At 48.5% G+C, this 23993-nt stretch carries 26 protein-coding genes; 6 read left to right on the top strand and 20 right to left on the bottom strand.

The features are described 5' to 3' along the window. Positions 1-43 precede the first annotated feature (43 nt). A complete protein-coding gene (locus tag I2I11_RS03960; protein WP_196266332.1) occupies positions 44-1339 on the top strand; it encodes a tyrosine-type recombinase/integrase in 1296 nt (431 codons plus the stop codon). Positions 1340-1461: 122 nt separating this feature from the next. Here I2I11_RS03960 and I2I11_RS03955 read toward each other — a convergent pair whose 3' ends face one another. The 19 genes from I2I11_RS03955 to xerD all read right to left on the bottom strand — a co-directional run bounded on the left by I2I11_RS03955 (position 1462) and on the right by xerD (position 18546). Next, entirely contained in the window at positions 1462-1818 is a 357-nt protein-coding gene (locus I2I11_RS03955; protein ID WP_196266331.1) for a type II toxin-antitoxin system RelE/ParE family toxin, read from the bottom strand. Beyond that, positions 1802-2026 (bottom strand): hypothetical protein, encoded by a 225-nt coding sequence (locus I2I11_RS03950; RefSeq protein ID WP_196266330.1) that lies wholly within the window; start codon positions 2024-2026, stop codon positions 1802-1804. The genes I2I11_RS03955 and I2I11_RS03950 overlap by 17 nt, the downstream gene beginning before the upstream one ends. Positions 2027-2127: 101 nt before the next feature. Continuing rightward, positions 2128-2763, bottom strand: a complete 636-nt coding sequence (locus I2I11_RS03945) for a NeuD/PglB/VioB family sugar acetyltransferase (protein ID WP_196266329.1) — start codon at positions 2761-2763, stop codon at positions 2128-2130. Between the two features lie 157 nt (positions 2764-2920). Further along, positions 2921-4213: a hypothetical protein gene (locus I2I11_RS03940; RefSeq protein ID WP_196266328.1), complete on the bottom strand. Its 1293-nt coding sequence runs from the start codon at positions 4211-4213 to the stop codon at positions 2921-2923. After that, complete coding sequence (locus I2I11_RS03935) at positions 4210-5499, bottom strand: DUF2851 family protein (protein ID WP_196266327.1); 1290 nt, start codon at positions 5497-5499, stop codon at positions 4210-4212. Before I2I11_RS03935 ends, I2I11_RS03940 begins: the two co-directional genes overlap by 4 nt. Positions 5500-5612: 113 nt before the next feature. Continuing rightward, positions 5613-6080: a YehS family protein gene (locus tag I2I11_RS03930; RefSeq protein ID WP_196266326.1), complete on the bottom strand. Its 468-nt coding sequence runs from the start codon at positions 6078-6080 to the stop codon at positions 5613-5615. A gap of 127 nt (positions 6081-6207) precedes the next feature. Then, positions 6208-6531, bottom strand: a complete 324-nt coding sequence (locus I2I11_RS03925; RefSeq protein ID WP_196266325.1) for a type II toxin-antitoxin system PemK/MazF family toxin — start codon at positions 6529-6531, stop codon at positions 6208-6210. Continuing rightward, the gene (locus I2I11_RS03920; RefSeq protein ID WP_196266324.1) at positions 6522-6767 is read right to left on the bottom strand and encodes an AbrB/MazE/SpoVT family DNA-binding domain-containing protein; all 246 of its coding nucleotides are present in this window, start codon (positions 6765-6767) and stop codon (positions 6522-6524) included. Before I2I11_RS03920 ends, I2I11_RS03925 begins: the two co-directional genes overlap by 10 nt. A 142-nt stretch (positions 6768-6909) precedes the next feature. Next, positions 6910-7542 (bottom strand): hypothetical protein, encoded by a 633-nt coding sequence (locus I2I11_RS03915; protein ID WP_196266323.1) that lies wholly within the window; start codon positions 7540-7542, stop codon positions 6910-6912. A 94-nt stretch (positions 7543-7636) separates the two neighbouring features. Further along, positions 7637-8464, bottom strand: a complete 828-nt coding sequence (gene pyrF / locus I2I11_RS03910; protein WP_196266322.1) for an orotidine-5'-phosphate decarboxylase — start codon at positions 8462-8464, stop codon at positions 7637-7639. Positions 8465-8649: 185 nt separating this feature from the next. Then, positions 8650-9294 carry an outer membrane lipoprotein periplasmic chaperone LolA1 gene (lolA1, locus tag I2I11_RS03905; protein WP_196266321.1) on the bottom strand — a complete coding sequence of 215 codons (645 nt, stop codon included), beginning with the start codon at positions 9292-9294 and terminating at the stop codon, positions 8650-8652. A 28-nt stretch (positions 9295-9322) separates the two neighbouring features. Further along, the gene (locus I2I11_RS03900; RefSeq protein WP_196266320.1) at positions 9323-11929 is read right to left on the bottom strand and encodes an FtsK/SpoIIIE family DNA translocase; all 2607 of its coding nucleotides are present in this window, start codon (positions 11927-11929) and stop codon (positions 9323-9325) included. A gap of 216 nt (positions 11930-12145) precedes the next feature. Continuing rightward, positions 12146-13177, bottom strand: a complete 1032-nt coding sequence (locus tag I2I11_RS03895) for a quinone-dependent dihydroorotate dehydrogenase (RefSeq protein WP_196266319.1) — start codon at positions 13175-13177, stop codon at positions 12146-12148. Positions 13178-13572: 395 nt separating this feature from the next. Beyond that, positions 13573-15225: a beta-N-acetylhexosaminidase gene (locus tag I2I11_RS03890; protein ID WP_196266318.1), complete on the bottom strand. Its 1653-nt coding sequence runs from the start codon at positions 15223-15225 to the stop codon at positions 13573-13575. A 139-nt stretch (positions 15226-15364) separates the two neighbouring features. After that, on the bottom strand, positions 15365-15589 hold the full coding sequence (locus I2I11_RS21530) for a PIN domain-containing protein (RefSeq protein ID WP_370582917.1): 225 nt from the start codon (positions 15587-15589) through the stop codon (positions 15365-15367). A 132-nt stretch (positions 15590-15721) separates the two neighbouring features. Then, positions 15722-15886: a hypothetical protein gene (locus tag I2I11_RS03880; protein WP_196266317.1), complete on the bottom strand. Its 165-nt coding sequence runs from the start codon at positions 15884-15886 to the stop codon at positions 15722-15724. Between the two features lie 144 nt (positions 15887-16030). After that, the gene (locus I2I11_RS03875) at positions 16031-16549 is read right to left on the bottom strand and encodes a hypothetical protein (RefSeq protein WP_196266316.1); all 519 of its coding nucleotides are present in this window, start codon (positions 16547-16549) and stop codon (positions 16031-16033) included. A gap of 78 nt (positions 16550-16627) precedes the next feature. Beyond that, positions 16628-17488 carry a CPBP family intramembrane glutamic endopeptidase gene (locus tag I2I11_RS03870; RefSeq protein ID WP_196266315.1) on the bottom strand — a complete coding sequence of 287 codons (861 nt, stop codon included), beginning with the start codon at positions 17486-17488 and terminating at the stop codon, positions 16628-16630. 158 nt (positions 17489-17646) lie between these two features. Continuing rightward, on the bottom strand, positions 17647-18546 hold the full coding sequence (xerD, locus tag I2I11_RS03865; RefSeq protein ID WP_196266314.1) for a site-specific tyrosine recombinase XerD: 900 nt from the start codon (positions 18544-18546) through the stop codon (positions 17647-17649). Between the two features lie 175 nt (positions 18547-18721). Between xerD and aroQ the strand changes: the two genes are divergently transcribed. The 5 genes from aroQ (at position 18722) to I2I11_RS03840 (ending at position 22498) form a co-directional block, all read left to right on the top strand. Continuing rightward, positions 18722-19177, top strand: a complete 456-nt coding sequence (gene aroQ, locus I2I11_RS03860; protein ID WP_196266313.1) for a type II 3-dehydroquinate dehydratase — start codon at positions 18722-18724, stop codon at positions 19175-19177. Between the two features lie 170 nt (positions 19178-19347). Then, positions 19348-20409: an aminotransferase class V-fold PLP-dependent enzyme gene (locus I2I11_RS03855; protein ID WP_196266312.1), complete on the top strand. Its 1062-nt coding sequence runs from the start codon at positions 19348-19350 to the stop codon at positions 20407-20409. Between the two features lie 94 nt (positions 20410-20503). Next, positions 20504-21064, top strand: coding sequence for a MarC family protein (locus I2I11_RS03850; RefSeq protein ID WP_196266311.1), 561 nt, complete (start codon positions 20504-20506; stop codon positions 21062-21064). A gap of 117 nt (positions 21065-21181) precedes the next feature. Next, positions 21182-21646 (top strand): ribonuclease HI, encoded by a 465-nt coding sequence (gene rnhA / locus I2I11_RS03845; RefSeq protein ID WP_196266310.1) that lies wholly within the window; start codon positions 21182-21184, stop codon positions 21644-21646. A 135-nt stretch (positions 21647-21781) separates the two neighbouring features. Beyond that, positions 21782-22498, top strand: a complete 717-nt coding sequence (locus I2I11_RS03840; RefSeq protein ID WP_196266309.1) for a tRNA1(Val) (adenine(37)-N6)-methyltransferase — start codon at positions 21782-21784, stop codon at positions 22496-22498. A 65-nt stretch (positions 22499-22563) separates the two neighbouring features. On the opposite strand, the gene I2I11_RS03835 is transcribed toward I2I11_RS03840, so the two are convergent. Next, on the bottom strand, positions 22564-23910 hold the full coding sequence (locus tag I2I11_RS03835) for a saccharopine dehydrogenase family protein (RefSeq protein ID WP_196266308.1): 1347 nt from the start codon (positions 23908-23910) through the stop codon (positions 22564-22566). Between the last annotated feature and the right edge of the window lie 83 nt (positions 23911-23993).

Genomic DNA, 23993 nt, shown 5'->3' with positions numbered 1-23993 from the left:
AACAAACAAAAAGGGGAGGCGCTAACCTCCCTTTATCTTAACTATGGCCGCCGCCAGCTTTAAAGTAGAACCGAAAGACAAGCCCAATGCGGACGGCACTACCTCGGTACGCATCCGCATAACGCGTAACCGCCGACACGCCTACCTTAACCTGGGCATCCGTATCCGGGTAAATGGCGATGAGCGCAAAAGCGAGTGGAACCTCAAACATGATTACCGGAAGCGCAACTGGATAAAAGGCCATCGTAAATGCAACACGTACAACGAGGAGATACAAGCGGCCCTCGATAGACTGGAAGTGCTGGCTCTGCAGCATCCTGCCTGCACCTCCAAAGAGATAAAAGAGCTGTACGAGAACCCGCCTGCAGAAGAGAACCCGACCAGCTTCGTCGGCTTTATTAAAGCGCTCGAACTACGCTACAGGAGCGCCGGCCGCATCTCTTATGCAGAGCAGCTCAGGTTTTCGCTGATGCGACTTGAAGAATTTGCCGCCACAGACCTGCGCGATGCGCGGATTCTTACCCCGGCCTTTGTGGCCTCTTATGAGGCGTGGTTGCGCACCCAAACACGCAAGCACTCTGATGCCAGGCGGTTTAGTCCTAAAACCATTAAGATATACATAAGTGCGCTGCGCAATGCCTTTGAGCAGGGTATTCAGGAAGGCGCTTTGCCACCTGGCCGCAGCCCCTTTGCCGGGTTGGATCTATATGTGCCCCCTAAAAAACAGGCGCGCCCGGAGGCAGAAGTAATCCTTTCCCTGCTGGACATCGACCTTACCCATAAACCGGAATGGCATCATGCCCGCAATACTTTCCTGCTCCTGTTCCTGCTGCACGGCGGACGCATCTCAGAAGTAGTAAAGCTGGAATGGGTTAAAGTAACAGAGAAATATGTTTCTTACCTGCCCGGCAAACGCAGTGCTAAGTGGAAGACTGTGCCCCGCAATGAGATGATCAATGGCATCCTGGCTCAATACCCACGCCAGGGAACCTATGTGCTGCCATGGCTGCCGGAAGATTTCCCCAGCCTCACAGCTACCCAGCAGTACGACACCCTGAAAGATGTAAAAGACCATATTAATACAGCACTGAAGGGCATCTCGCACCGTTATAAATTGCCACACATTACGACGCACATGGCGCGACGGAGCTTTACCGATGCTGCCTTTAAAACCCTGAAAGACCTTTGGCAGGTACAACAGCTGATGGGTTGGTCTTCCATATCCATGGCAGAGCGCTACGCAGAAGAAATCAGGCTGGAAGAACTAAACACCGCATCAGAGAGCATATTCGACCGCCTTTCGGGAAAACTTCAGGAAAACAATTTCCAAACAACATAGAACAATTGCTGTTCGCCACTTGCCGCAGAACCCGCCTAAACGACAAATCCGAACAGCTATATTATGTAGCTGTTCGGATTTGTTCAGTTTCGGCTAAGTGTTGTTGATGGTTGAATAAATGGTTACCTGATGTTCTTAATAAGTCCTTTTAACTCTTTATCAGTTATAGATTCTGTATCTGATTTATCATAAATAGTAAGCAGGTTTACAGTAAATGCCTCTTCCACCTGTTCGATTACACCTATTATTTCGCTTTCAATATGCGTGATTACTCTTGCTCCGCCACTTTTACCTCTGCCTTTACTTTTAATTGAAAGTCTTATTTTATAAGCATCACTCCCCAACGGTTTTCCAAGTTTTGGATTTTTAGTGAGTTCATTTTCCAGTTTATCTAATTCACTTATCAATAAAGGGTATTTCTTTAACAGAGGTTTCGCCTGCTTCTTAAAGTTGCTGGTAACCTTAACCTCTACTTTCATTCAGAAAATCAGCCAACGTTTGCAATGGTTTACCCATTTCCCGGGCTTTCTTAACTTCTTTTACTGCTTTGGCAATACCCGTCAGCACCTGAACTTTGTTATTCAGCTTCTCATACCGCTGATTTAACTCCTCCCATTGTTCAAAAGGGATAACCACAGACTTTTTATGCCCGTCATTGTCGATAATATATTGAATTGGAGCAGTCATAGCAAAGTATAATTTTATTCAATGTGGTGGTTGAATTGCTAAATGGTTAGAATAAACCATTTAGCAATTTATCCTCTAACAGCTGCAGCAAGCATAAAAGTTTACTTGATGGGCGCGGCGGGGTTTCCGAATACGGTGGCTTTGGCGGGCACATCGGCTACTACTACGGCACCGGCACCCACGCGTGCGTTTTTGCCTATCTTAACGCCGGATACCACCACAGCACCTGTTCCGATAAAGGCGCCTTCCTCCACCATCACCTCTGAATTAATAATCGCGCCGGCACCTACCTGTACAAAATCGGCCAATTCAGCCTGCGAATCTACAACGGCATTGGAATGAATGAGACAGTTGTTGCCGATTTTAGCATTGCTGTTTACCACGGCACCGGCAGCTATCAGGTTACCATGGCCCAGCCACGCAAACTCCGACACAGCGCTGAAACGGTGGATGGCATTTACCGGAACGGCTTTGTACTCTTCCTTGAGCAGCTTGATCATGCCTTTGCGTGCGGCGGCGTCTTCCACAGCCACAAACACATCGCACTTGGTGCCAATCAGTTTCAGGAACTCATTGTCTTCGGTGCTGCTCATCACGGCCACATTGTTTACTTCCTGCTGTTGCAACTTTTGGTTATCTTCCAGAAAGCAATACACAACCACCTCGTTGCTGTTGAAAATATCCAGTGCAGCGGTGCCCAGCTTTTGGGCGCCAAGTATAATTACAGGGTTTTGCATAATTTTAAGTAAAAGGACACAAGTATGAAGACATCAGATACAGGCCTTTGTATTTATTATACCTGATAACTAATGCATTGTACCTGGTCAGGGCTGATTTTATACTTCAGTTCAGGCGCAAAGGTACGAAAAAGCGCGCGAGTTGGAAAGCCGGAGATCAGGACTGCAACCTGAGCTTTGCAAGCAGCTGCTGCGCGTACCTGTTTTGCAAAAGCAGGTATACCAGAAAAGGCAGAAATGCAATCCGATAGCGGCTCAGAGTGCCAAAATTAGGTGTGCTGAGGCCGAATATAACGGCAAATGCTAATACAATGGCTACAAATAGTACGTGGTCTGTCTTCACTTCTGGTCTTTTACCGCGCCATGCCGCACCAACAGCCAATACACTGAGTAGCAGCAACACAAAGTTCTCTAAAGCCAGGAGCACAAACAGCCAGTTACCTGATTCCCCTATAAAAGGCCTGTAAATAGCGTTAAAAATTGCTTTAGGCGCATTAACGGCAAAGCTCCGCATGGTTGGCGCTAAAGTATGATATGCAATGTGCGGCTTTCCCTGCGACAGTGCCAGCAAATGTTCATAACTCTCCACCAGGTTAGTATAGAAAAAGCCATCCGCGTATACTTTAAAGGCTAACGCTCCGGCCAACCCAAAAACCACAATGGCAACAGTCATCAGCCATACCTGCCGCAAGCTACTTTGAAAATAGTGACTATACTTTGCCAGCAACTTTACCAGCAGGTATAACAGCAACAACGGCAACAGCATAAGCGCCAGAAAAAACTTAATCCGGCAGAAAAGCAAAATTATAACCGGCGCAAGCGCCAGCGTGGTAGCAGGCAGCTTTTGCTTGTGCGCCAGCATCAGGAAAAACGAGGTTACCCAGCACATACTGCCAAATAAAACAGCATCTTTCAGCAGGCCGGAACTCCAGAAAACCACGGATGGGAAAAACAGGAAAGCCACCACGGCAGCACTTTTATACGTAGGGAAAACCCGCACCAAAACAGCCGCTAACTTTGCGGCTCCCCAGAAACTGAAAAGCGAGAAGTATAAGCTGTTGAGATAGTATGAATTGCCGGTGAGAAGATTGAGCAGGCTCAGCAGCTTCATCATGAAAAAAGAATTTGTGAAGCCCGGCAACCGCGAAAAAGGCACGGAAGCGCGGAAAGCCTCGCTGCCAAATTCGTTAAAAAAAAGCAACCGGATATAGGCTGCGGCATCGTTGCGGGCAAGATCAGTAAGTATAAGCGAGCCGTTGTAGTAAGCAATGGTATCGCCGCCGCCGTAATAATGAAAGTATAACAAGCCCAGCAACACGCCGCACAGCAATTTCAGGAACAAAGCCGGATAGAAGTATCGCTGCAGCGCCTGCGCCCAGCTTTGCTGCCGGAGCAGCCATACCAGCGCCAGCAAAATGCCCGCATTCAGTAAGTATAGAAATATACTCACGCGGTGGCGCTGTTTTGTTTCATGATTTTGTTGCCTATGGCGCAGCGCATACAGTTTACAGGCTGGCAGTAGTATTTGTAAAGCCCAAGGGCTGCCTGGCTGCCAGCCGCATTCTTCGTTTTCCAGCCAAGTTCTTCGTACAAACGCGTTACCTTGTTTGTTTCCTCTTTCACCAGTTCCAGCAGGCTGACGGCTTTGTCGAGGTACAATTTGTTGCCGTTATGGATGGCGTAGGCGGCGAGCAGCGGCACCGCCACGTTGATAATGAGATTGTGCGCGCTGCCTATGCCCATACTTTGCTGAACCACTTTTGCCGAACGCCCCGGCATATAATGCTCCTGCCAATATCCAGAAACAGGAACCCGGAACAACGCCTCATACTGCTTTATACTATCGGCCTCCACGATGCCGGAAAAAAGTGACTGGTACCGGTGCAGCAACGCGGCGAGCTGGGCCAGCCGCAGCGTCGGAAAATTGGCAGGCCGCATGCGCAGGAAATTCCATTGGTGGCGTTGTAGGGCGTTTGGCTGCAGGCCATACTTATGGCTCAGGAAATTGTATTCTTTCTGCAGTTGTAACGTATAGTCATCCTCCGGCGCTGTCAGGAAACCGGCCTGGCCCAGCAACAATGCTTCTACTTGCAGCAGGTTGTGCCGGTGCCGCCGCACCACTGTCAGCGGCAGCGCTTTTGCCAGCAATTCAAATGCCTGTTGGTTTGTTTTAAAGCCGAAACCACGGAGCAAAACACCGTAAGCTGCCTGTTCCCAATCGTTGCCGCCTGTTGTATAGAACTTCAGCACTTCTTCGCCCCTGGCTTCCAACCGCTCTACCAGTGCCCGTTCCAGCATCATGGTTTTAGTTATCTCGTTTATGCTTGGCCAGAATGGAGCGCACGGAACAGCATGCCGGGATTGCTGCAGTTGCTCATAAGTATGCAGCAGCGCCAGGTTGATGCGCCCTTTCAGTTCCAGCGTTGGCACCGGCGTTCCGTCGATGTGCAGCACGGGCTTGTCGGCCTCCCATACTACGTGCAGCACCACCTGGTCGTACTTTAAATCCTGCTGATGCTGGTGGCAGTACCAGTCGGAGGCTTTCAGGTGAACTTCCACGCTGCCCGACCACTCCACCTCTCCTATCTGCAGCAGCGCCTCTTTAAAGTCTGGGCCGGCATCGGTGTTGTAGAACCCGGTTCGCAGCATCTGCACCGGCTCGCCGGCCGTGGTAGACAGGTGCGTTTTATCGAAATACTGATGCTGCCAGATGTAGTGCAGGAAATCTTCTTTCATAGCTTTGCTGCTGTGCAGATTAGGAAAAGTGAAGATGTATAAATAATGGCATAAAATCAAGAAAAGCCAGCTCCATTGGCAGAGCTGGCTTTTACACCATAAAGGTTCATCTTTCAACTTGCGTTATCACGGTATTTTAGCTGCATGCCGTGCAGGAAATTTCGTAATATCTGGTCTTTACAGGCGCGGTATTGGCTCTGGCTGGGGTTTCGGAAAAACGCACTTAGTTCATGTCTGCTTAAGCGAAAGTTCACCATCTCCAATATTTCCAAGATGTCTTCGTCTTTCAGGTTTAAGGCAATCTTTAATTTCCGGAAGATGATGTTGTTGTTCAACCGCTTTTCCGGTGCGGGTTGCGGGCCTTCCTTTTTGCCCCGCCTGCTGTTTATCAGGCCGTTCAGGAAAACCGCAAGGTGCTCGTCATCCAGTTCCTGAAACGCCGGATCTTCCTCTTTCTTCAGCCAATCGCTGACCTGCGCCCGCGTTACCTGCTGCCCCGCCAGACCAAACAGTTCTATCATTTCGGAATCACTGAAATCAAAGGTATATCTGATCTGGCGTAATATGTCGTTGTTACTCATTGGTTTATATTTTGTTTGAGCACGGAAAGAGGCGTGTGCGATTCACGTTTATAACGGCTACGTACAAGCGCCGCCCATAGCGAAAGGACGGTTAAGCATTCATCGGGTTACTTGTCGTAACTTTCAGTTAGTCCACGAAAGTTTCTTTTATGACCTGCTTACAGGTCTCGGCTTCTGCAGAACTTAGTTGCCCTAAAGCTTTCACGATGCGGACTTTATCAATTGTCCTAATCTGGTCTAGAACTACCCAGCCGGTTTGGTTATTATGTTTCACTTTCACGCGGGTCGGGTAATTACGACTTTTTGTCGTCATCGGCGCAACTACTACGGTTCTCAGGTTATGGTTAATCTCATCGGGCGAAATCACAACACAAGGCCTTGTCTTCTGTATCTCACTTCCGATGGTCGGGTCTAAATTAACCAATACAACCTCATACTGGCTTATTTCCATTCTTCAAAGCTTTCATCGCCAAACACATCATCCAGCAGAAGTTGGTCATCGCCGTTGTCATGCATTTTTTTAAATGCTATGTCCCAGCCTTGTCTCGGGTGCTCAACTGGTTTTAGAATGATGTGCCCTTTCTCCAGAATCAACTCAATCTTATCTTTGATATTGTACCTGTCGAGAATTGATTTCGATAACCGAAGCCCCTTTGAATTTCCTATCTGAATAATTGAAACTTCCATAGCTGATACTTTAACGTAATTACAAAGTTATTACATAAACGTCAGAGTACAAGACCAGGTTCTCTCACTTTTTATAATTAAGTAACTGAGTTAACTATAATGTGGCGTAGCTACTACAAAGTGAAAGTAGGCAACGTAGATGCTATTCTCTGCTACCAAGATCACTTTGATTAACTTTCTCAAGGCTATAGCTACTTACAAATTGGCAGATACAATTTGTAATTTCAATCATCAGTTCTGTTGCTTCAATCCTTAATTTATCACTCACAAATAAGTCTTCGCTACTAATTGAAAATGCTGAAGTACTTTCATCTTTTAATATTGATGAGTTAAAAACATGCTTGTTGCTTAAATGAATGTACCCTGAGGTTTCTTCATAGACTTTTTCAACCCAAGGGTGTATTTGGGATAGCTTTGTTTTTAAATACATATCTGTCATTTTCGCACCTGTTCTATCTTTCATGTTTCTAATATGCTCACCTTTAAGAACATTCCTTGCGAATTCATGTGGATCTTCTACAAGCCATGCACCGGTGAATCTTAAATATGTATCAAGATGAGTTCTTACTAAATGAGCTGCACAATGGAAGTTGTTTGCTCTTGTCAATAGTAAAAAACCACTAATGGTAGATAATGCTCTGTTCAAAACTGCATTAGCAAGAATATCTAAATCATACATGCCCTTTCCCGATTGAATTAAAACAATGGCGGATTGTTTAACTTTAGATTCAAAGCATTCTAACCTTTTCAAGCACTCTTCTACTGTATCGGTCATATTGTTTGTTTAGAGCCCAGCTATTAACTAACAAAATATTTAATTTCCTATATAGACATAGCATCTTACAGTAGTAGCAACGCTATCTAACCCCTTACTTCACCAGCAGTTCCTCCAGCAATACCTCCATCTCACGCTGCACCGCCAGAGCTGCTTTGCGGGCTTTTTTGGCAAAATCGGGACCGGAGGAGGCGTAGATGATGGCTCGGGATGAATTGACGAGCAGCCCGCATTGCCGGTTCATGCCCAGCCTCGAAATCTCCTCCAGGCTGCCGCCCTGCGCGCCAATGCCCGGCACCAGCAGAAAGTGTTCCGGCACCAGCGCCCGCACGCGCTGCACATACTCGGCCTGTGTGGCGCCTAACACGTACATCATCTGCCCGGCCGTAGCCCAGCCTGAGCTCGTGCGCAACACCTGCTCAAACAGGTATTCCTCGTTGCCATCAGCAAGTTTCAGCATCTGGAAATCCTGGCTGCCGGGGTTGGAGGTAAGCGCCAGCAGAATCACCCACTTGCCCGGCTGCACTAAAAATGGCTTCACCGAATCGGCTCCCATATAGGGCGCTACCGTGATGGAATCGAAATTCATGTTTTCAAAGAAAGCCCGCGCGTACAGTTCCGACGTGTTGCCGATATCGCCACGCTTGGCGTCGGCTATGGTAAAAATCTCATCAGGTATAACCTCCAGTGTTTTGGCCAGACTCACCCAACCACGCGGGCCCTGTGCTTCATAGAAAGCAATGTTCGGCTTGTAGGCCACACACAGATCGGCAGTTGCCTCAATTATCTGGCGGTTAAACTCAAATACCGGATCTTCAGTGTCCAGCAGGTGTTGCGGCAGTTTTTGCGGGTCTGTGTCGAGGCCGATACACAGGTAGGATTTCTTTAGTAGTATCTGCTCGAAAAGTTTTTCTCTGGTCATAAGGAGGGCGGGCTAAGGTTTGTACAAAAGTATAGCTTTAGGCGGACTGGCGAAACTGTAATTTATACTTTTAACGGCCTCAGACGCTCACAGGTCTTTTATACCCTGTGAGCATCTGGTAAACCGGCGCACAAAAAAGGCTGCCCGGTTAGAGCAGCCTTTTTTGTGCTTCAGCAAAGTATGGTTTAACGTAAATCCACCACTTCCACGCCTTTATACTTTGCTTTGTTAAAGGCAAAGGCGTCGGCGGTCACTGTGGGGTTTGCCTGGAAATTTTTGATAGTATAAGTATAACGATTGCCGTTGTTGCGGAACATCTGCCAGCTCTTCAGGGTATTGTCTTTCTGGTTGATGTAAAGGCGCACCTTAAATATCGGGTTGCTGCGGTCTTCGGGCGCCAGCTCAATGACATTATACTTTGCGCCATCTATTGTTTCGGTGCCGGCATAACTATACTTGTAGCCTTTCTTATACATTTCGAAAATCTTGCCCGGCGACATACTTTCTGCCTCGGCATCGTTTTCGGTGATGGTTACTTCGTTGGCGTCTTTGAGGTAGGTCCACATCAGTTTGCCATTGTTTATCACCTCCTGGCCGTTCACCTTCAGCCGGTATTTGTCGCCGCTCACCAGTACGTTGCCTTCCATGGTTTCCTTCACTTTGGCCGAAGGGCTTTCCATTGTCTGGGAGAAATCGGCTTTAAAGGCTTTCATCGTTTTATACTTCTGGCTCATCGCGTCCAGAATTTTGGCAGCCTTAGGGTCCTGCTGCGCATTGGCTAGGTTCACAAACAGCAGCACGGCCAGCAACAGAGAGAATAGTCGTTTCATTTCTAAAAATTTAGATATTATTGATTACTTAGCCCATCGTATTCAATAACTGTTCCAAACTATACTCATCGGTTATTAAAACTTCGCGTGCCTTGCTTCCCTCAAACGGCCCTACAATTCCGGCCGACTCCAGCTGGTCTATCAGGCGGCCGGCGCGGTTATACCCTAATTTAAGGCGGCGCTGCAGCAACGAGGTGCTGCCCTGCTGGTGTTGCACTATAATGCGGGCGGCATCCTCAAACAAAGGATCTCGGTTGCTTGGGTCGAAGTCAGCTTTATCATTTCCGCTTTCATCGCCCACAAACTCTGGCAGCAGGTAAGCATCGCTATAGCCCTGCTGCTCCCCGATATAATCGCAGATACGGTCAACTTCCGGCGTATCCACAAAGGCACACTGGATACGCACCATATCGGAGCCAATAGAGAACAGCATATCACCCTGGCCGATGAGCTGATCGGCACCGCCGGCGTCCAGAATAGTGCGGGAGTCGATTTTGGACGTTACTTTAAAGGAAATACGTGCCGGGAAGTTGGCTTTGATGATACCCGTAATCACGTTTACGGATGGACGTTGCGTGGCCACCACCAAATGTATGCCGATGGCACGGGCCAACTGCGCCAAGCGCGCAATCGGCGTTTCCACTTCTTTGCCCGCTGTCATCATCAGGTCGGCCAATTCGTCGATTACCAGCACAATGTATGGCATAAACTTGTGGCCTTTTTTCGGGTTGAGGCGGCGCTCCACAAACTTGCGGTTATACTCTTTCAGGTTGCGGCAACCGGCATCTTTCAGCAGGTCGTAGCGCATATCCATCTCCATACACAGCGAGTTGAGCGTGTTCACTACCTTTTTTGTGTCTGTAATGATGGCTTCGTCGGTATCGGGCAACTTGGCCAGGAAATGGCGCTCAATTTTATTGAACAGCGACAGTTCCACCTTTTTAGGGTCTACGAGCACGAACTTGAGCTGCGAAGGATGGCGCTTGTAGAGCAAAGAAGTAAGTATAGCATTCAGACCAACCGATTTACCCTGGCCTGTGGCACCCGCCATCAGCAGGTGCGGCATTTTGGCCAGATCGGTGATAAACACTTCGTTGGTGATGGTTTTACCGAAGGCAATCGGCAGCTCCATATCGCTCTTCATAAACTTCTCCGTAGCCAGTATTGACCTAATGGAAACCATCTCCTTTTTGGTGTTCGGTACTTCTATACCTATCGTGCCCTTGCCCGGAATCGGCGCAATGATACGGATGCCCAATGCAGCGAGGCTCAGGGCAATATCATCTTCCAGGTTCTTGATTTTGGAAATACGCACCCCGGCATCCGGCACAATTTCGTAAAGCGTAACCGTTGGGCCGATGGTGGCTTTGATGCTGGCAATACCGATATTGTAATGGCCGAGCGTTTCTACAATTTTATCTTTATTGGCTTCCAGCTCCTCTTTGGTTACCTGGATTTTGTTGACGCCATAGTCGTTGAGCAGGTCAATGTGCGGGTATTGATAACGGGCCAGGTCGAGCGTGGGATCATAGTTTTCGCCTGAGAGGGCGCGGGCAGCTTTTTCTTCCGGCGTTTCCTCAATCTCCAGTTCCATGTCTTCCTCAACTTCGCTAAGGTCATCTATACTATCCTCAAGTTCCACATCCTCCGGCACGTCAATATCGAGCTCTAAGGCAGGGGCGGCCGGTTTGGCCGGCGGAACAGGCGTCTGTGTCAGGGCCGTCAGTTCCATCTCCAGCGCCCGGTTTATTTCATCATCTTCCTCGTCGAAAGGCAAGTCGTCTGCTTCTTCCACAACTTCCAGCGAAGCTGTTGGATCTGCGTTGTGGTTGATGCCGCGTGAAGCGGAACCCATCACGTCACCCAGAGAAGATGCATAATTTTTCTCCGGCATCCTGTCTTCCTCCTCCAGATCTACCAGCACAGATTTACTCCAGTGTATACTGGTGATGTTGAAAAAACCAACCAAAAACACGAGCAACAAGAAGCCCAGCAGCAGCCACGAGCCCCAGCCAATGAGGCTGTTGAGCCAGATGGCCGTTTCGATGCCGATGCCGCCGCCCATAAAGCCGAGTTTATCTATGGCATCCAGCGAGAAAACAATATAGCCCAGCGTTAAGCTCAGCCACAGCATACTGAAACAGCACAAACCCAGAATATAGGACATGGATATATTGACGCGCTGGAACACAATGCGCATACCGGCAAAAAACAGGACTGGAATAACGAAGAATGCGCCCATGCCCAGCCAGTCATAAATAAACAGGTGCGATACCCAGGCCCCAAACAGGCCCAGCCAGTTCTCCGCCTCCCGGCCCGATTCTTTCAGGCCGGTGCCGCTAACTGATTCTACTACGCTCTGGTCGGCATGGCCCGTGAACAGGTAAGATACAAAGGCAATGGTCAGGAAAAAGGACAGCAGCAGTAACGTAAAGCCAACGAATAGCTTAAAGCGTTTGTCTTTCAGAAAACCGATATTTACATGAGGCCTTGGGAGTTTAAACGACCATCTTTTCTTCGCCTTCTTCTGCTTCTCCCCTGCCGGTACATTTGCACTTCGCGGCTCATTTTTGCCCCGCACTTCGTTCTTCCGTCCTGCCTGCAGCGTCTCGTTTCTGTAAGTGTTCTTCGCCATACCCTCAACTGATTTAAGAATCCAAATTTACATTTTTTTGGATAAGATTAGCGGGAGCTGCCGGTTAAATTGTTTGACGGTTAAATAGGCGGATAGTTAAATTGCTGACTTCTGGTTTCTTACTGCCTTCCTTTGCCTGTGGCGAGAGTACACTATCAGGAGGCAGGAGACCTCCCGCTTTGTTCAACTATTATATTTCTGCTTTCTGATTTTTATCTATCCCGCCAAAAGCTTTTTATTGATGCGGCTGATAAGTCCGGGGCCTTCGTAGATAAAGCCGGTGTAGAGTTGCACCAAATCGGCGCCTGCCTGCATTTTCTCCACGGCGTCTTCGGGTGTCATAATGCCGCCCACGCCAATGAGGCGAATCTCTTCGGGCAGATAAGTGCGCAGGTGGCGGATAATTTGTGTGGCATGCTGTGTTAGCGGTTTGCCGCTCAGCCCGCCCGCCCCTATGTCGCTGATGCGCTGCGCCGGTGCATGCAAACCCTGGCGGCTGATGGTGGTATTGGTCGCAATCAGGCCGCTCAGCCTTACTTCCCGGGCTATTTCGATGATGTCATTGAGTTGTTCTAAGTTTAAATCCGGCGCAATTTTGAGCAACAGTGGCTTGGGCTTGCTGTGTTTGCTGTTCTCCTCCTGCAAAGCCAGCAGCAGTTGTTGCAATGGCTCTTTGTCCTGCAGCGCCCGCAAGTCCGGCGTGTTCGGCGAGCTGACATTGACCACGAAATAATCCACTACGTCGAACAGGGCTTTAAAGCAGTAGAGATAATCGCGGAGCGCTTCCTCGTTGGGAGTAACTTTGTTTTTGCCGATGTTGCCGCCTACGATGATGTTGCTTTTACGCTTCTCCAGGCGTTTTACAGCCGCATCCACGCCTTCGTTGTTAAAGCCCATGCGGTTGATGATGGCCTGATCCTGCGGCAACCGGAACAGTCGCGGCTTGTCGTTGCCGGGCTGCGGTTTTGGCGTAAGCGTGCCAATCTCAACAAAGCCGAAGCCCAGATTGGCAAACTCATCTATCAGTTTGGCGTCTTTGTCGAAGCCCGCTGCCAGCCCCACAGGATTTGGGAATTTAAGGCCGAACAGCTCTCGCTCCAGCCGCACATCCGCTACTTTAAACATCTTCTGGCTGATGTTCCCGGCGAAGGGCAGCCTGTAAGTGGCCTTCAAGGCATCGGTAGTGAGGTAATGTACTTGTTCAGGGTCGAGTTGGAAGAGCAGCGGACGCAGGAGGCTTTTATACACGGCAAAGGCGGTTGGTTATACTTGCTGCCGGCAAAGATAAAATTTCTGAATCAGGATTTACCGGTTTTTTGGATGAACAGGATTTATACACAACTCACAGGACGATTTAGGGCTTTGGCAGCATGGTTATTTGCAGTATCATAGAAGTAAAACGTGCATCGTCGCTTTTACAACTATGCAAGTATAAACCAACGCGGAACCCACAGTACCTTCTACACCTGTGAATATCTCTGTGGCCGAAGTATAAGTATGCCCGAACCTCTTTGCTGGCTTTGCTGGTGCGAGCTTGCAGCTCGTACCTTCATCTGCAAAATAAATACGAGCTGCAAGCTCGCACCAGCGGAAATTAGCCGGTTGTATACTTTTTATTCACTCCGCACTGCAGCTGCAAATACTTACTTATCTGACGTCCATTTCTCAAAATCTTTGAAGTAGCTGGTGTGCCAGTAGTTATACCTTGGAATGATGGCCGTCTTCAGTCTCCGCTTGAAATCTTCGTAATCCTTTTTATTTGCTGGCGTCCAGAGCACTTCGCTCAGCGCCGTCATTCTCGGAAAAACCATGTATTCCACTTTGGCGGGGTTGCCCATATATTCTGTCCACACATTGCCCTGTGCGCCGAGGATATACTTTTCCAGCGCCGTGTTTTGCAGGGCGGCAGGCACGGGCTCATACTTGTATACCGCATCCAGCGGGTTGTAACCGTGGATGGCCAGGCTGTCATTCGGGTCCTTGGACTGGTAATTGTCGAAGTATAGCGGCTTGCCCGGCGTCATAATCACGCGGTGGTGACGTGTGGCAGCGGCAACGGCTTCCTTGTCGCCTGCCCAGTCCATCACAATAGCAGACGTATCCAGGTCTCCCTGCAGAATTTCGTGCCAGCCAATCACGGTTTTTCCTTTATCGGCCAGGTAACCGGCCACCTGCTCTATAAAGTATGTCTGCAGCCCCTTTTCATCTTTTAGGTGATGCTCCTGGATAAATTTCTGAGAGCCCGGATCTGCTTTCCACCACATGGTGCTGCACTCATCCCCGCCAAGATGAAAATATGGCGAAGGAAACAGGTCTGCCACTTCGTGGAACACCGTTTCGAGAAACTTAAACGTAGCAGGATTTGGCGCCAGCACGTTGTTCTGCCGGTTATACATGCCCCAGGTCGTCGCCACATTCCAGGTAGTATCGGGTTTGGTGCTGAACTCGGGGTAGGCGGCGATGGTCGCCCGGCTGTGCCCGGGGATGTCTATTTCAGGGATAATATCGATGCCCCTGATGGCCGCATAGCGTATCACGTCACGCACTTCGTCTTTGGTATAAAAGCCGCCGTAGCGCGTCGCATCGTACCTGGCCGGCACGTCGTTGAAATGCCCTATCAGCGTGGAGTCCCGCCAGGAGCCAACCGTATTCAGTTTCGGGTAAGAATCTATCTCGATGCGCCAGCCCTGGTCGTCGGTCAGGTGCCAGTGAAAGGTGTTAAATTTGTGGAAGGCCAGGTAATCGATGTATTTCTTGATGAACGACACCGGGAACATGTGGCGCACCACATCCAGGTGCATACCGCGGTAGGCAAAGCGCGGATAATCTTTGATAGCAACCGAAGGTATACTTGCCGTTTCCGTCTTTTGCAGCGGAAGCAGCTGCAAAAGTGTCTGGATGCCGTACACCATGCCGCGCGTATCTCTCGCCTTGATGGTAACATCCCTGCCAGCTGCCGTCAGAATATACATTTCGGCCCTGTTTACGGCTGCAGAATCAGCTACAAGCCGGATATGGCTATACCTGCCGCTTTTGCCTTGGCCGCTGCTTTGTACGGGCAGCAGCATACCTGTTTGTGCGACAATCAAATCCTGCAGATAAGCCGCCTGGTCTGCAAAGCGCGTATCCGCTACAATTTGTGTTTTCCCAGTAACTACAACGGGCTGTTTTCCTGTTTTCACCACCTCCACTGGCTTCGGTATAATGTTATCTGCCACCGACTGTGCAGTTGCAGGCGTGTGGCAGGAAGTAAAAACCAGAAGTATGGCAAGTATAAACAAGTGCTTTGGTGTCATTCGTTAATTTTAAGGGGTATAATTCTGTCCATCCTAAAACAACTGTAAAGGCGCCATACTTTGCGTCTTTACTGGATGTAACTCAGTGGTTTCGTGCAGGCAGTGGGCTTTTAGCTGAAGTATGTGATTTTAGTGCATATTATTTCTCGTACAGAAGAAGATTCAACTCTGTTAATTTAGATAAGTCTTTATCTGATGTCAGAAGAGGCAACTGCAAATAATACGAAGATGCAGCGATTATTGCGTCAGGTAATTTAATCTTATATGATTTTCTCAACCTTATAACTATCTTCTTTATTTCTGAATTTATATCAACAATGGTTGTAGCAGACAATAAATTCTCAATCCTTTCTAATTCTTCCAGACTAATTTTTTGTATCCTAAAAATTCAAGTTCGGTAACAAAGGAAATAAAAATGGTTTTATCGTTTCGTAAACCGGCAATTGTCTCATCCCCTGATAACAAGTTGAGTAAAATATTCGTGTCAAGAAAGATACTATTCCCACTCATCTCTCATTTTTTTCTGAATTGCTAAGGGGTATTCTTTTAGTTTAACTGTTCCGCAATATTTATAAGCATCAAATCTTTTGGTGCTTTTTAGATTAGAAAGCGCTTTTTCTATCTCTTTTTTATCAGTTCCCTTTTTTATCACAGTTACCATACCTTAAGTTCTTTATTCAAGATAACATCTTTTTTAAGATTCTGGTCTTTGGATGTGTGTTTTTTTCTGTAAAACGGCCTCGTATATGAGGTGAGCAAGGCGTAGCCGAAGCTTTGCTCATGTGCTTTGTTAGCGGTATCTTTTCTATTTTATGCTTTTGCTATTCAATATCAGTAAGAAATAGTCTTTATACTCTCTTAGCCTGCTTCTGTACCAGAAGGGAAGCATGTATAGGATTAACGTGAATATTGTCCACCCAAGCGCTACGACAATATAAGTATTGATGCTTGTATCTATGATAAAGGCAAAAGCTGTCCAAACGGTTAAGAAGCTTAAGAACAAGCAGACAGTAAGAATATACCTATTATTATAAGGCACTATTTCTCCTTCTACTTTTGTCCAAGATGAATTTTCGCCTTTATCTAAATGCATAGATATTTTACCCATTCCCCTGAATGGATTAAGCACCTTAGGCTTGACATCAATAATCAGACTGTCATTAGAAAGAGTAATTTCTCTAAAGTCAATTGGATTGCTACTAAGGAAATCAAATAAGCCTCTTTTCTTACTCTTCTCAGTTACTATAAATTCAATCACTCTGGTTTGAGGATGCTTTATCTCTGCTGTGAATGACTCATGAAATCGTTTGAGAACCTTCTTCATAATTTAAAGTTACCGCTAACTTGTTGCTTAACTTAAACCTACGCTTATCTGCACATAGACGAAACTCTCAAAACACCTCTATTCATACTTCAGCGGAAGACTGCTTAACTGCCGCTTCGAAGAGAAGATACAAAAGGCAAGCACAACCAGCGCCACGCCATACAGAAGGCCAAACCACAGCGGGTTTCCTACCATATCATACAGGCTGCTAATAGCCAGTTCTTCCGGCAAGATCAGCATCATTAAGGCACCCATTAAGTTGTTGGCAAAATGCAGGAAAATGCAGGTCCAGATAGAGCGGGTTTTGTAGTATATCCAGCCCAGCACCAGGCCAAGCACAAAAGCGCCGATGCCCTGCCAGGGATTCAGGTGCAGCACGGCAAACATTACGCTCGTCCAGATGATGGCTGTGGCAGGACTGTAGTTTTTCAGCAGACCACGCAGCAACAGGCCCCGCATCAGAAACTCTTCCAGCACCGGCGCCGCCACTACGATGGTGATAAAGGTAAAAATATCTTTGCCGCTCATATTTACAAACATGTCCCGGACAACGTCCGGCATCGGGATAAGGCTCACGAGCGGGTCCAGGGCAATATGAATGGCAGGTATAAACAGCAATATCAGCAGGTATAAAACGCCGGGCACACGCTTTATACCTGCTTCCGGCTGCAGCATTGCCCCCAGTTTCTGCTTCTTTTTCAGATAGAGTGCGAACAGCAGGAACGGCACCACGTAGAGCAGCAGCTTCATAACCGGACTCTTTGTATTGAAGCTACCATGCTGAAAAGGGATGGCGAGTAGGATCACGACAATGGCTGAAACGACCATGCACAGAAAAAGTATGCCCAAATAGCCCCAGGCCTTGGCTAACCGGAAACTTAATGCTGACTCAGAAGAAGGGACAACAGGCGAGGGATTAGCTGTAGAAATTGATTCCATAAGATGAGGTTTGCTTACATGTGAAAATCAGAAGCGCATGCCGCAGTAAAGGCAAAATCAAGCCCGGGCAAGTATAAGTTATCTTCACAAATATATAAATTATCCGGAATATTCAAATTATTTGATAATCTATCTAGCCTGAAAACCACAGATCATGGTCAGCTGCGCGGATGATAATCTTTAATCACCTGCTTGAGGTAATCTCTGTCTAAGTGGGTATAAATTTCGGTGGTGGTGATAGATTCGTGGCCCAGCATTTCCTGTACGGCGCGCAGGTCGGCGCCGCCTTCTATTAAGTGGGTGGCAAAGGAATGGCGGAAAGTATGAGGGCTCACCGTTTTCTGAATACCGGCTTTCGCTACCAAATCTTTGATAATCATAAACACCATCACGCGCGACATTTTTGTGCCACGGCGGTTAAGGAAAACAATATCTTCGTTACCTTTTTTGATGGTGAGGTGACAACGCACGCCTTCTTTGTAGAGGCTGATGTGCTTGAGCGCGTCGCGGCCGATGGGTACCAGGCGCTCTTTGTCGCCTTTTCCGGCCACTTTCAGGAAACCGGCATCTTCATAAAGGTTGCTCAGCTTCAGATCCAGCAGCTCGGATACGCGCAGGCCCGAACTGTAGAGCGTTTCCAGCATGGCGCGGTTGCGCGTGCCCTCGGGCGTAGACATATCGATGGCGGCCAGCAGTTGCTCTATCTCGTGGAAGTGGAGCGTGTCGGGCAGCTTGCGGTTCAGTTTGGGCGCTTCGATGGTGTCGGTAGGATCGGCCTGCATCATGTCTTCCATGATCAGGAACTTGTAAAAGGCGCGGATGCCAGAAAGCGTGCGGGCCTGCGAGTGCGGCGTCATTCCCAGCTCATTTATCCATTCCAGGAACTCCCGAAGTATAGCTGGCGTCATCTGCTCGGGCGCTACCTGCAGGTGTTTCATACTTAAGAAATCATGCAACTTGCCGATATCGCGCAGGTATGCCTCCACCGAATTACCGGACAGCGACTTTTCGAGCCGCAGGTATTGTTCGAATTGCCTGATGCAGATGGGCCAGTTCATGGAGAATTACGATAAAGGACAGTTAGACAAAGGACAAAAGAACAAGTTTAGACACCTTCATCTGAAAGTCTTTTATCTTTTGTCAAACTTTCTTTTGTCAGGAAATAAAGCAAAGATAGTTAATCCTTACCTTTGCCTGCTCGGAAATTTGCAAAACACACTATAGCGCTATACTATGAAAATACTCATCCTGAATGGGCCGAACCTGAACCTGCTGGGCACACGCGAGAAATCGGTATACGGCAGCCGCTCTTTTGAAGATTATTACGAGGAGCTGCAAAAAGATTTCCCCGGGCTGGAGCTGTCCTACTTTCAGTCGAATACGGAAGGCGTGCTGATCGACAAACTACACGAAGTAGGCTTCAGCTACAAAGGCATTGTGTTTAATGGCGGCGCTTATACCCATACGTCGGTGGCTATTTCGGACGCCATCAAAGCCATCGATACGCCGGTAGTGGAGGTGCATATTTCCAATATATACGCGCGGGAGGCTTTCCGGCATAAAAGTATGATTGCCGCCTACTGTACCGGCAGCATCGCGGGTTTCGGGCTGGAGAGTTACCGCCTTGCTTTGCAGTACTTTGAGCGCCTGAAACCGAAACAAATTGGGTTTGGCGTAAAAAACACGTAACATCTGCCGTTTATACTACGTCAACTAAAGTTTACTACCTTTATATATAAAATAGAGTATATTAAGGCGGTAATAAGCACCTGAACACAATTAAATGGGTGTACCTGATAGGTGGTTATCTGCTAATTAACACAGTAGCACATTAATAAATCAGCACATTTACTTACCTTATGCTTAACTTTTATCCCGGTCCGTCGAAAGTATACCCTGAAGTGCGCAACTACCTGACAGATGCGTTTGATGAGGGTATTTTAAACACGCCGCACCGGGGCGAGCAATTTGTGCAACTCTCGCGGGATGTGGTTGGTTTGCTCAAGCGCAGGCTCAATATTCCGCAGGACTATCACATCTTTTTTACCTCTTCAGCTACCGAATGCTGGGAAATTCTCATCCAGAGCCTTACGAGTCACAGAAGCTCCCATATTTTTAATGGCTCCTTTGGCGACAAATGGTACGAGTATGCTAAAAAGCTCCGCCCAAGGGCTGAGGGTTTTCTGTTCGAAATAAACGAGCCAATGCCGCTGGATCAGTTGGCTATCAGCGCTGACACGGAGCTTATCTGTTTCACCCAAAACGAAACATCCAACGGCACACAGGTATCGCCTACCACCATCTTAAACCTGCACAACCGCTTCCGCGACACACTTATTGCCGTGGATGCTACTTCGTCGATGGCCGGACTTAACCTGAAAATGATTAAAGCCGATATCTGGTTCGCCTCGGTGCAAAAGTGCTTCGGCCTGCCGCCGGGCCTGGGCATTCTGGTATGTTCGCCGCGCGCTATTTTCAGGGCCAAACAAATGGCAGAGCGCGGGCATTACAACAGCCTGGTGCCCATGTATGAAAAAATGCTGAACTACCAGACCACGCACACGCCCAACGAACTAAGCATTTACCTGCTCAAGCGCGTGCTCGAAGACAGGCCTTTCATTAAAACCATTGAGGAGGCGCTGACGGATAGGGCACAGGAACTGTATACTTTCTTTGAGCAGTTTACTGATTTTAACCTGCTGGTAGAAAATGAGGAGGTGCGCTCCAGAACGGTGCTGGCCGTGCAGGCAAGCGAACGGTTGGTAGATGACATCAAGAAACGGGCGGCTCACCATAATATCCGGCTGGGCAACGGCTATGGCCAGTGGGCGCGCACCACTTTCCGCATCGCCAACTTCCCGGCTATCCAAAACGAAGAATACGAAGAGTTGAAGCGCTTTTTCCTGCATTATTTCGGTTAAGCCTGCTTATCGGTAACGATGTGCGAGCGACATATCCATTCCTCTATTCAACATACCTATAATTCGTAATTCTGAATTCGTAATTAAACCTCTCATGTTCAGTCTCAAAGAGATAGCCTCAGTTACGCTTATTCTTTTTGCCGTTATCGATATCATCGGCTCCATTCCTATCATCATCGACCTCCGCAAGCGCGAAGGCAAAATAGAATCAGAAAAAGCCACTATTGTATCGGGGGTACTGATGGTGGCCTTCCTGTTTTTGGGACAATCTATCCTGAAGCTTTTCGGCCTCGATTTCCAGTCGTTTGCCATGGCCGGCGCTATCATCATTTTCCTGATTGGCCTTGAAATGATTCTGGGCACAACATTTTTCCATTCTGACCCCGAAAGTAAGACAGGCTCCATCGTTCCGCTGGCATTTCCGCTCATAGTAGGCGCGGGCACCATGACCACCCTGCTCTCCCTGCGCGCCGCCTATTCGCTGCCCAACGTGCTGGTGGGCATCGTGCTGAACCTGGTTTTTGTATACATCGTGTTAAAAGCGTCGAGCTGGCTGGAGCGTAAATTGGGCCAGGGCGGTGCCGACGTGCTGCGTAAAGTATTTGGCGTTATCCTGCTGGCCATCGCCATTAAATTATTCAAGACGAATCTTTGATCCAATTTTGAATGAGTGATTAAACGAATGTATGATTCAAAAGTAGAAATTTCTAACGAAGCCAATTCCCATACCCACCATTCTGTTATTCAAAATTCAGTCATTCAAAATTCAATTATGATAGAGCTATTTACAGACGGATCTTCGCGTGGGAATCCCGGGCCGGGCGGCTATGGCGTGATACTGCGCTGGAAACAGCATGTAAAGGAGATAAGCCAGGGCTTCCGTAAAACCACCAACAACCGCATGGAACTGCTGGCCGTGATTGTGGGCCTGGAAGCCGTGACCAAGCCCGGCATACCAGTTACCATTTACTCTGATTCGAAGTATGTGGTCGATGCCGTGGAGAAACGCTGGGTGTTTGGCTGGCAGAAAAAAGGCTTTGCGGGCAAAGCCAATGCCGATTTGTGGCAGCGCTTCCTGCGTGTTTATGCCAAGCACAACGTGAAGTTCGTATGGATACGCGGCCACGCCGGCCACCCTGAGAACGAGCGTTGCGACGAACTCGCAGTAGCCAGCGCCCTCTCCCCCAACCTGCTCATCGACGAAGGCTTCGAATCAGGCGCATTTAGTAATAAATAATTGTGAATGATTGGATTTTGAATAATTGAATGGTCTGGAAGCAAGTTCTTCTTGGACTTATCATTTTCAAATCTCCAGATTTTCAAATTATTCAATCATTCGGTTATTCAAAAGTCAGTCATTTAAGATTAAGACATGTCCAACTCCTACTTCCAGTTCAAGCAGTTTCGGGTAGAGCAGGACAGATGCGCCATGAAAGTATGTACCGACTCCTGCCTGTTTGGCGCTTATGCTGACGTGGCACAGGCACAACACATACTGGACATCGGTGCGGGCACCGGTTTGCTGTCGCTGATGGTGGCGCAGCGCAGTAAGGCAAGTATAGATGCCGTGGAGATAGACGCGGCAGCACAGCAGCAGGCGCAGGAGAACTTTGCTGCCAGTCCCTGGGCTGACAGGCTGCACCTCTACCCGGCCAGTTTACAGGAATTTGCCACGAACAACCGCCAGGCTTATGATGTTATACTTAGCAATCCGCCTTTTTTCCTGTCTTCGCTCAAATCTGCTGACACGGCAAAAAATACGGCCAAACATACCGGCGACCTTTTATTTGAAGACATACTTGCTTTTGCCCAAAAGCACCTGGCACTGGCAGGCAAGTTATACTTGCTGCTGCCACCTGCCGAAGCTGCCCATTTTGCTGTGCTGGCGCAGGCACACAACTTATACTTAACTGATATGCTGGAAGTATACACGCGCACCGGTGGCAAGTGCATTCGTCATATCCAGACCTATACTTTCGTCTCGCATAAAACTTCGATAGTCAAGCAGTTATATATCCGGGCGGCTGATGCAGTAACCTACACGCCGGAATTTGTGGCATTGCTGCAGCCGTATTACCTGGCTTTGTAGCGGGGTTACAGGCTTCACCTCATACTTCTGGCATATCCTGCCAGGTGAAAACAATCCGGCACGTACTATTCCGTCTTTACCGTTTCTTTCTCTATAAAATCAATTCCGTACTCCTTCAGTTCTTTCAAAACCGGCTCATACAGTTCCGGGTATATCGGGATGACAACGCCGCGTTGCGTAATTTTGCCCTGCAGCAGCAGTTTGGCAAGTATGGCTACGGGCAGGCCTACCGTTTTGGCCATGGCCGTGTGCACCTCGTCATCACCCATTGCTACCAAGGTAGACGTTACTTCGCGTGTTTCGCCCGCCAGTTCATAGGCAAACAGGTGCTGCATCACAATCATGTCTTTGTCGCCGGGGGCCAGTGTCCATTTCTCTTTCAGAATTTTCTCCAGCACCTGGGCAGGCGTGGCGCCTGCCAGTGCTACGGATTTCTCTGAGAACAAATCCAGCCAGGCCAGCTTCTGCATCACCTCGCCATCCTGCGGTATGCCTAAGTATAAACTGAGGCGCCCGGCTATACTTTGTGTTTCGGTTGTGGCAGGTGGCAGAAAAGCTGCCACAAAACTGCTGTAAGTCATCATCTCCGAGTCTTCCAAAGTATAGCTGTCGTCTGTCAGGCCCAGTTGTACAAATACATCCCATGCTTCGCAGTAGCCTTGCCGGCGCAGCGTGCCGCGCAGCATTGTCGGGATATTGAGCAGGCCGTAGGGCTCGCGATAGCTGAGCGAATCGCGGTTAGCATACCCTTCAAACGGACCATAACCCTCCACATACAGTTCGTCGGTGCGCCGGAATAACTGCTGATAGGGGATATACTTGTATTCTCCGTTTCTGATATACCTGGCTGTACCCTGCCCGGCCAGCACCACGTTGCGCGGGTTCCAGGTAAACTTATAGCGCCAGGGATTGGTATCATATTCGGGTGCCACCAGTCCGCCGGTATAAGATTTAAAGGAAGTAAGCTGGCCGCCTGCCTGCCTGATTCGGCGAATCACCGCCATGGCCGACATGTGATCGATACCGGGATCGAGGCCGCACTCCATCAATATCGTCAGGTTTTTTTGCTGCGCCTCCTGGTGTAATGCCAGGAAAGCCGGGGTTACATAACTTGCCGTAATCAGGTCCTTCCCCTGCTTTAAACACTCCCGCGCCACTTCGATATGGAAAACCGCAGGCAATAACGAAATCACCAGATCCGCCTGACTTACCTCCGCAGCCCGCTGTGCCTCGTTGTGCACGTCAAAAAGTATGGCTTTGGCAAAAGACAGCGGCGCCACCAGCGGCTGCAGGTGCGCTACCATGATATCGCCAATCGTGATGTGCCAGCCTTCCGCGGGGGCGTAGTCGAGCAGGTATTTTATCAGTGAAGAGGCAGAGCGCCCGGCGCCCAGCAACAGGATAGATTTCATAGTTTGGGGTATGGGTCCGGCTTTAATTTAAACATAAGGGCCCGCAAGGCAAACTATAGCTGCGGTTTTATCAGAATATTAAT

It is taken from the genome of Pontibacter rufus (assembly GCF_015694705.1).
Taxonomy (GTDB): Bacteria; Bacteroidota; Bacteroidia; order Cytophagales; family Hymenobacteraceae; genus Pontibacter; species Pontibacter rufus.
This window is presented reverse-complemented; position numbering and strand designations above follow the sequence as displayed.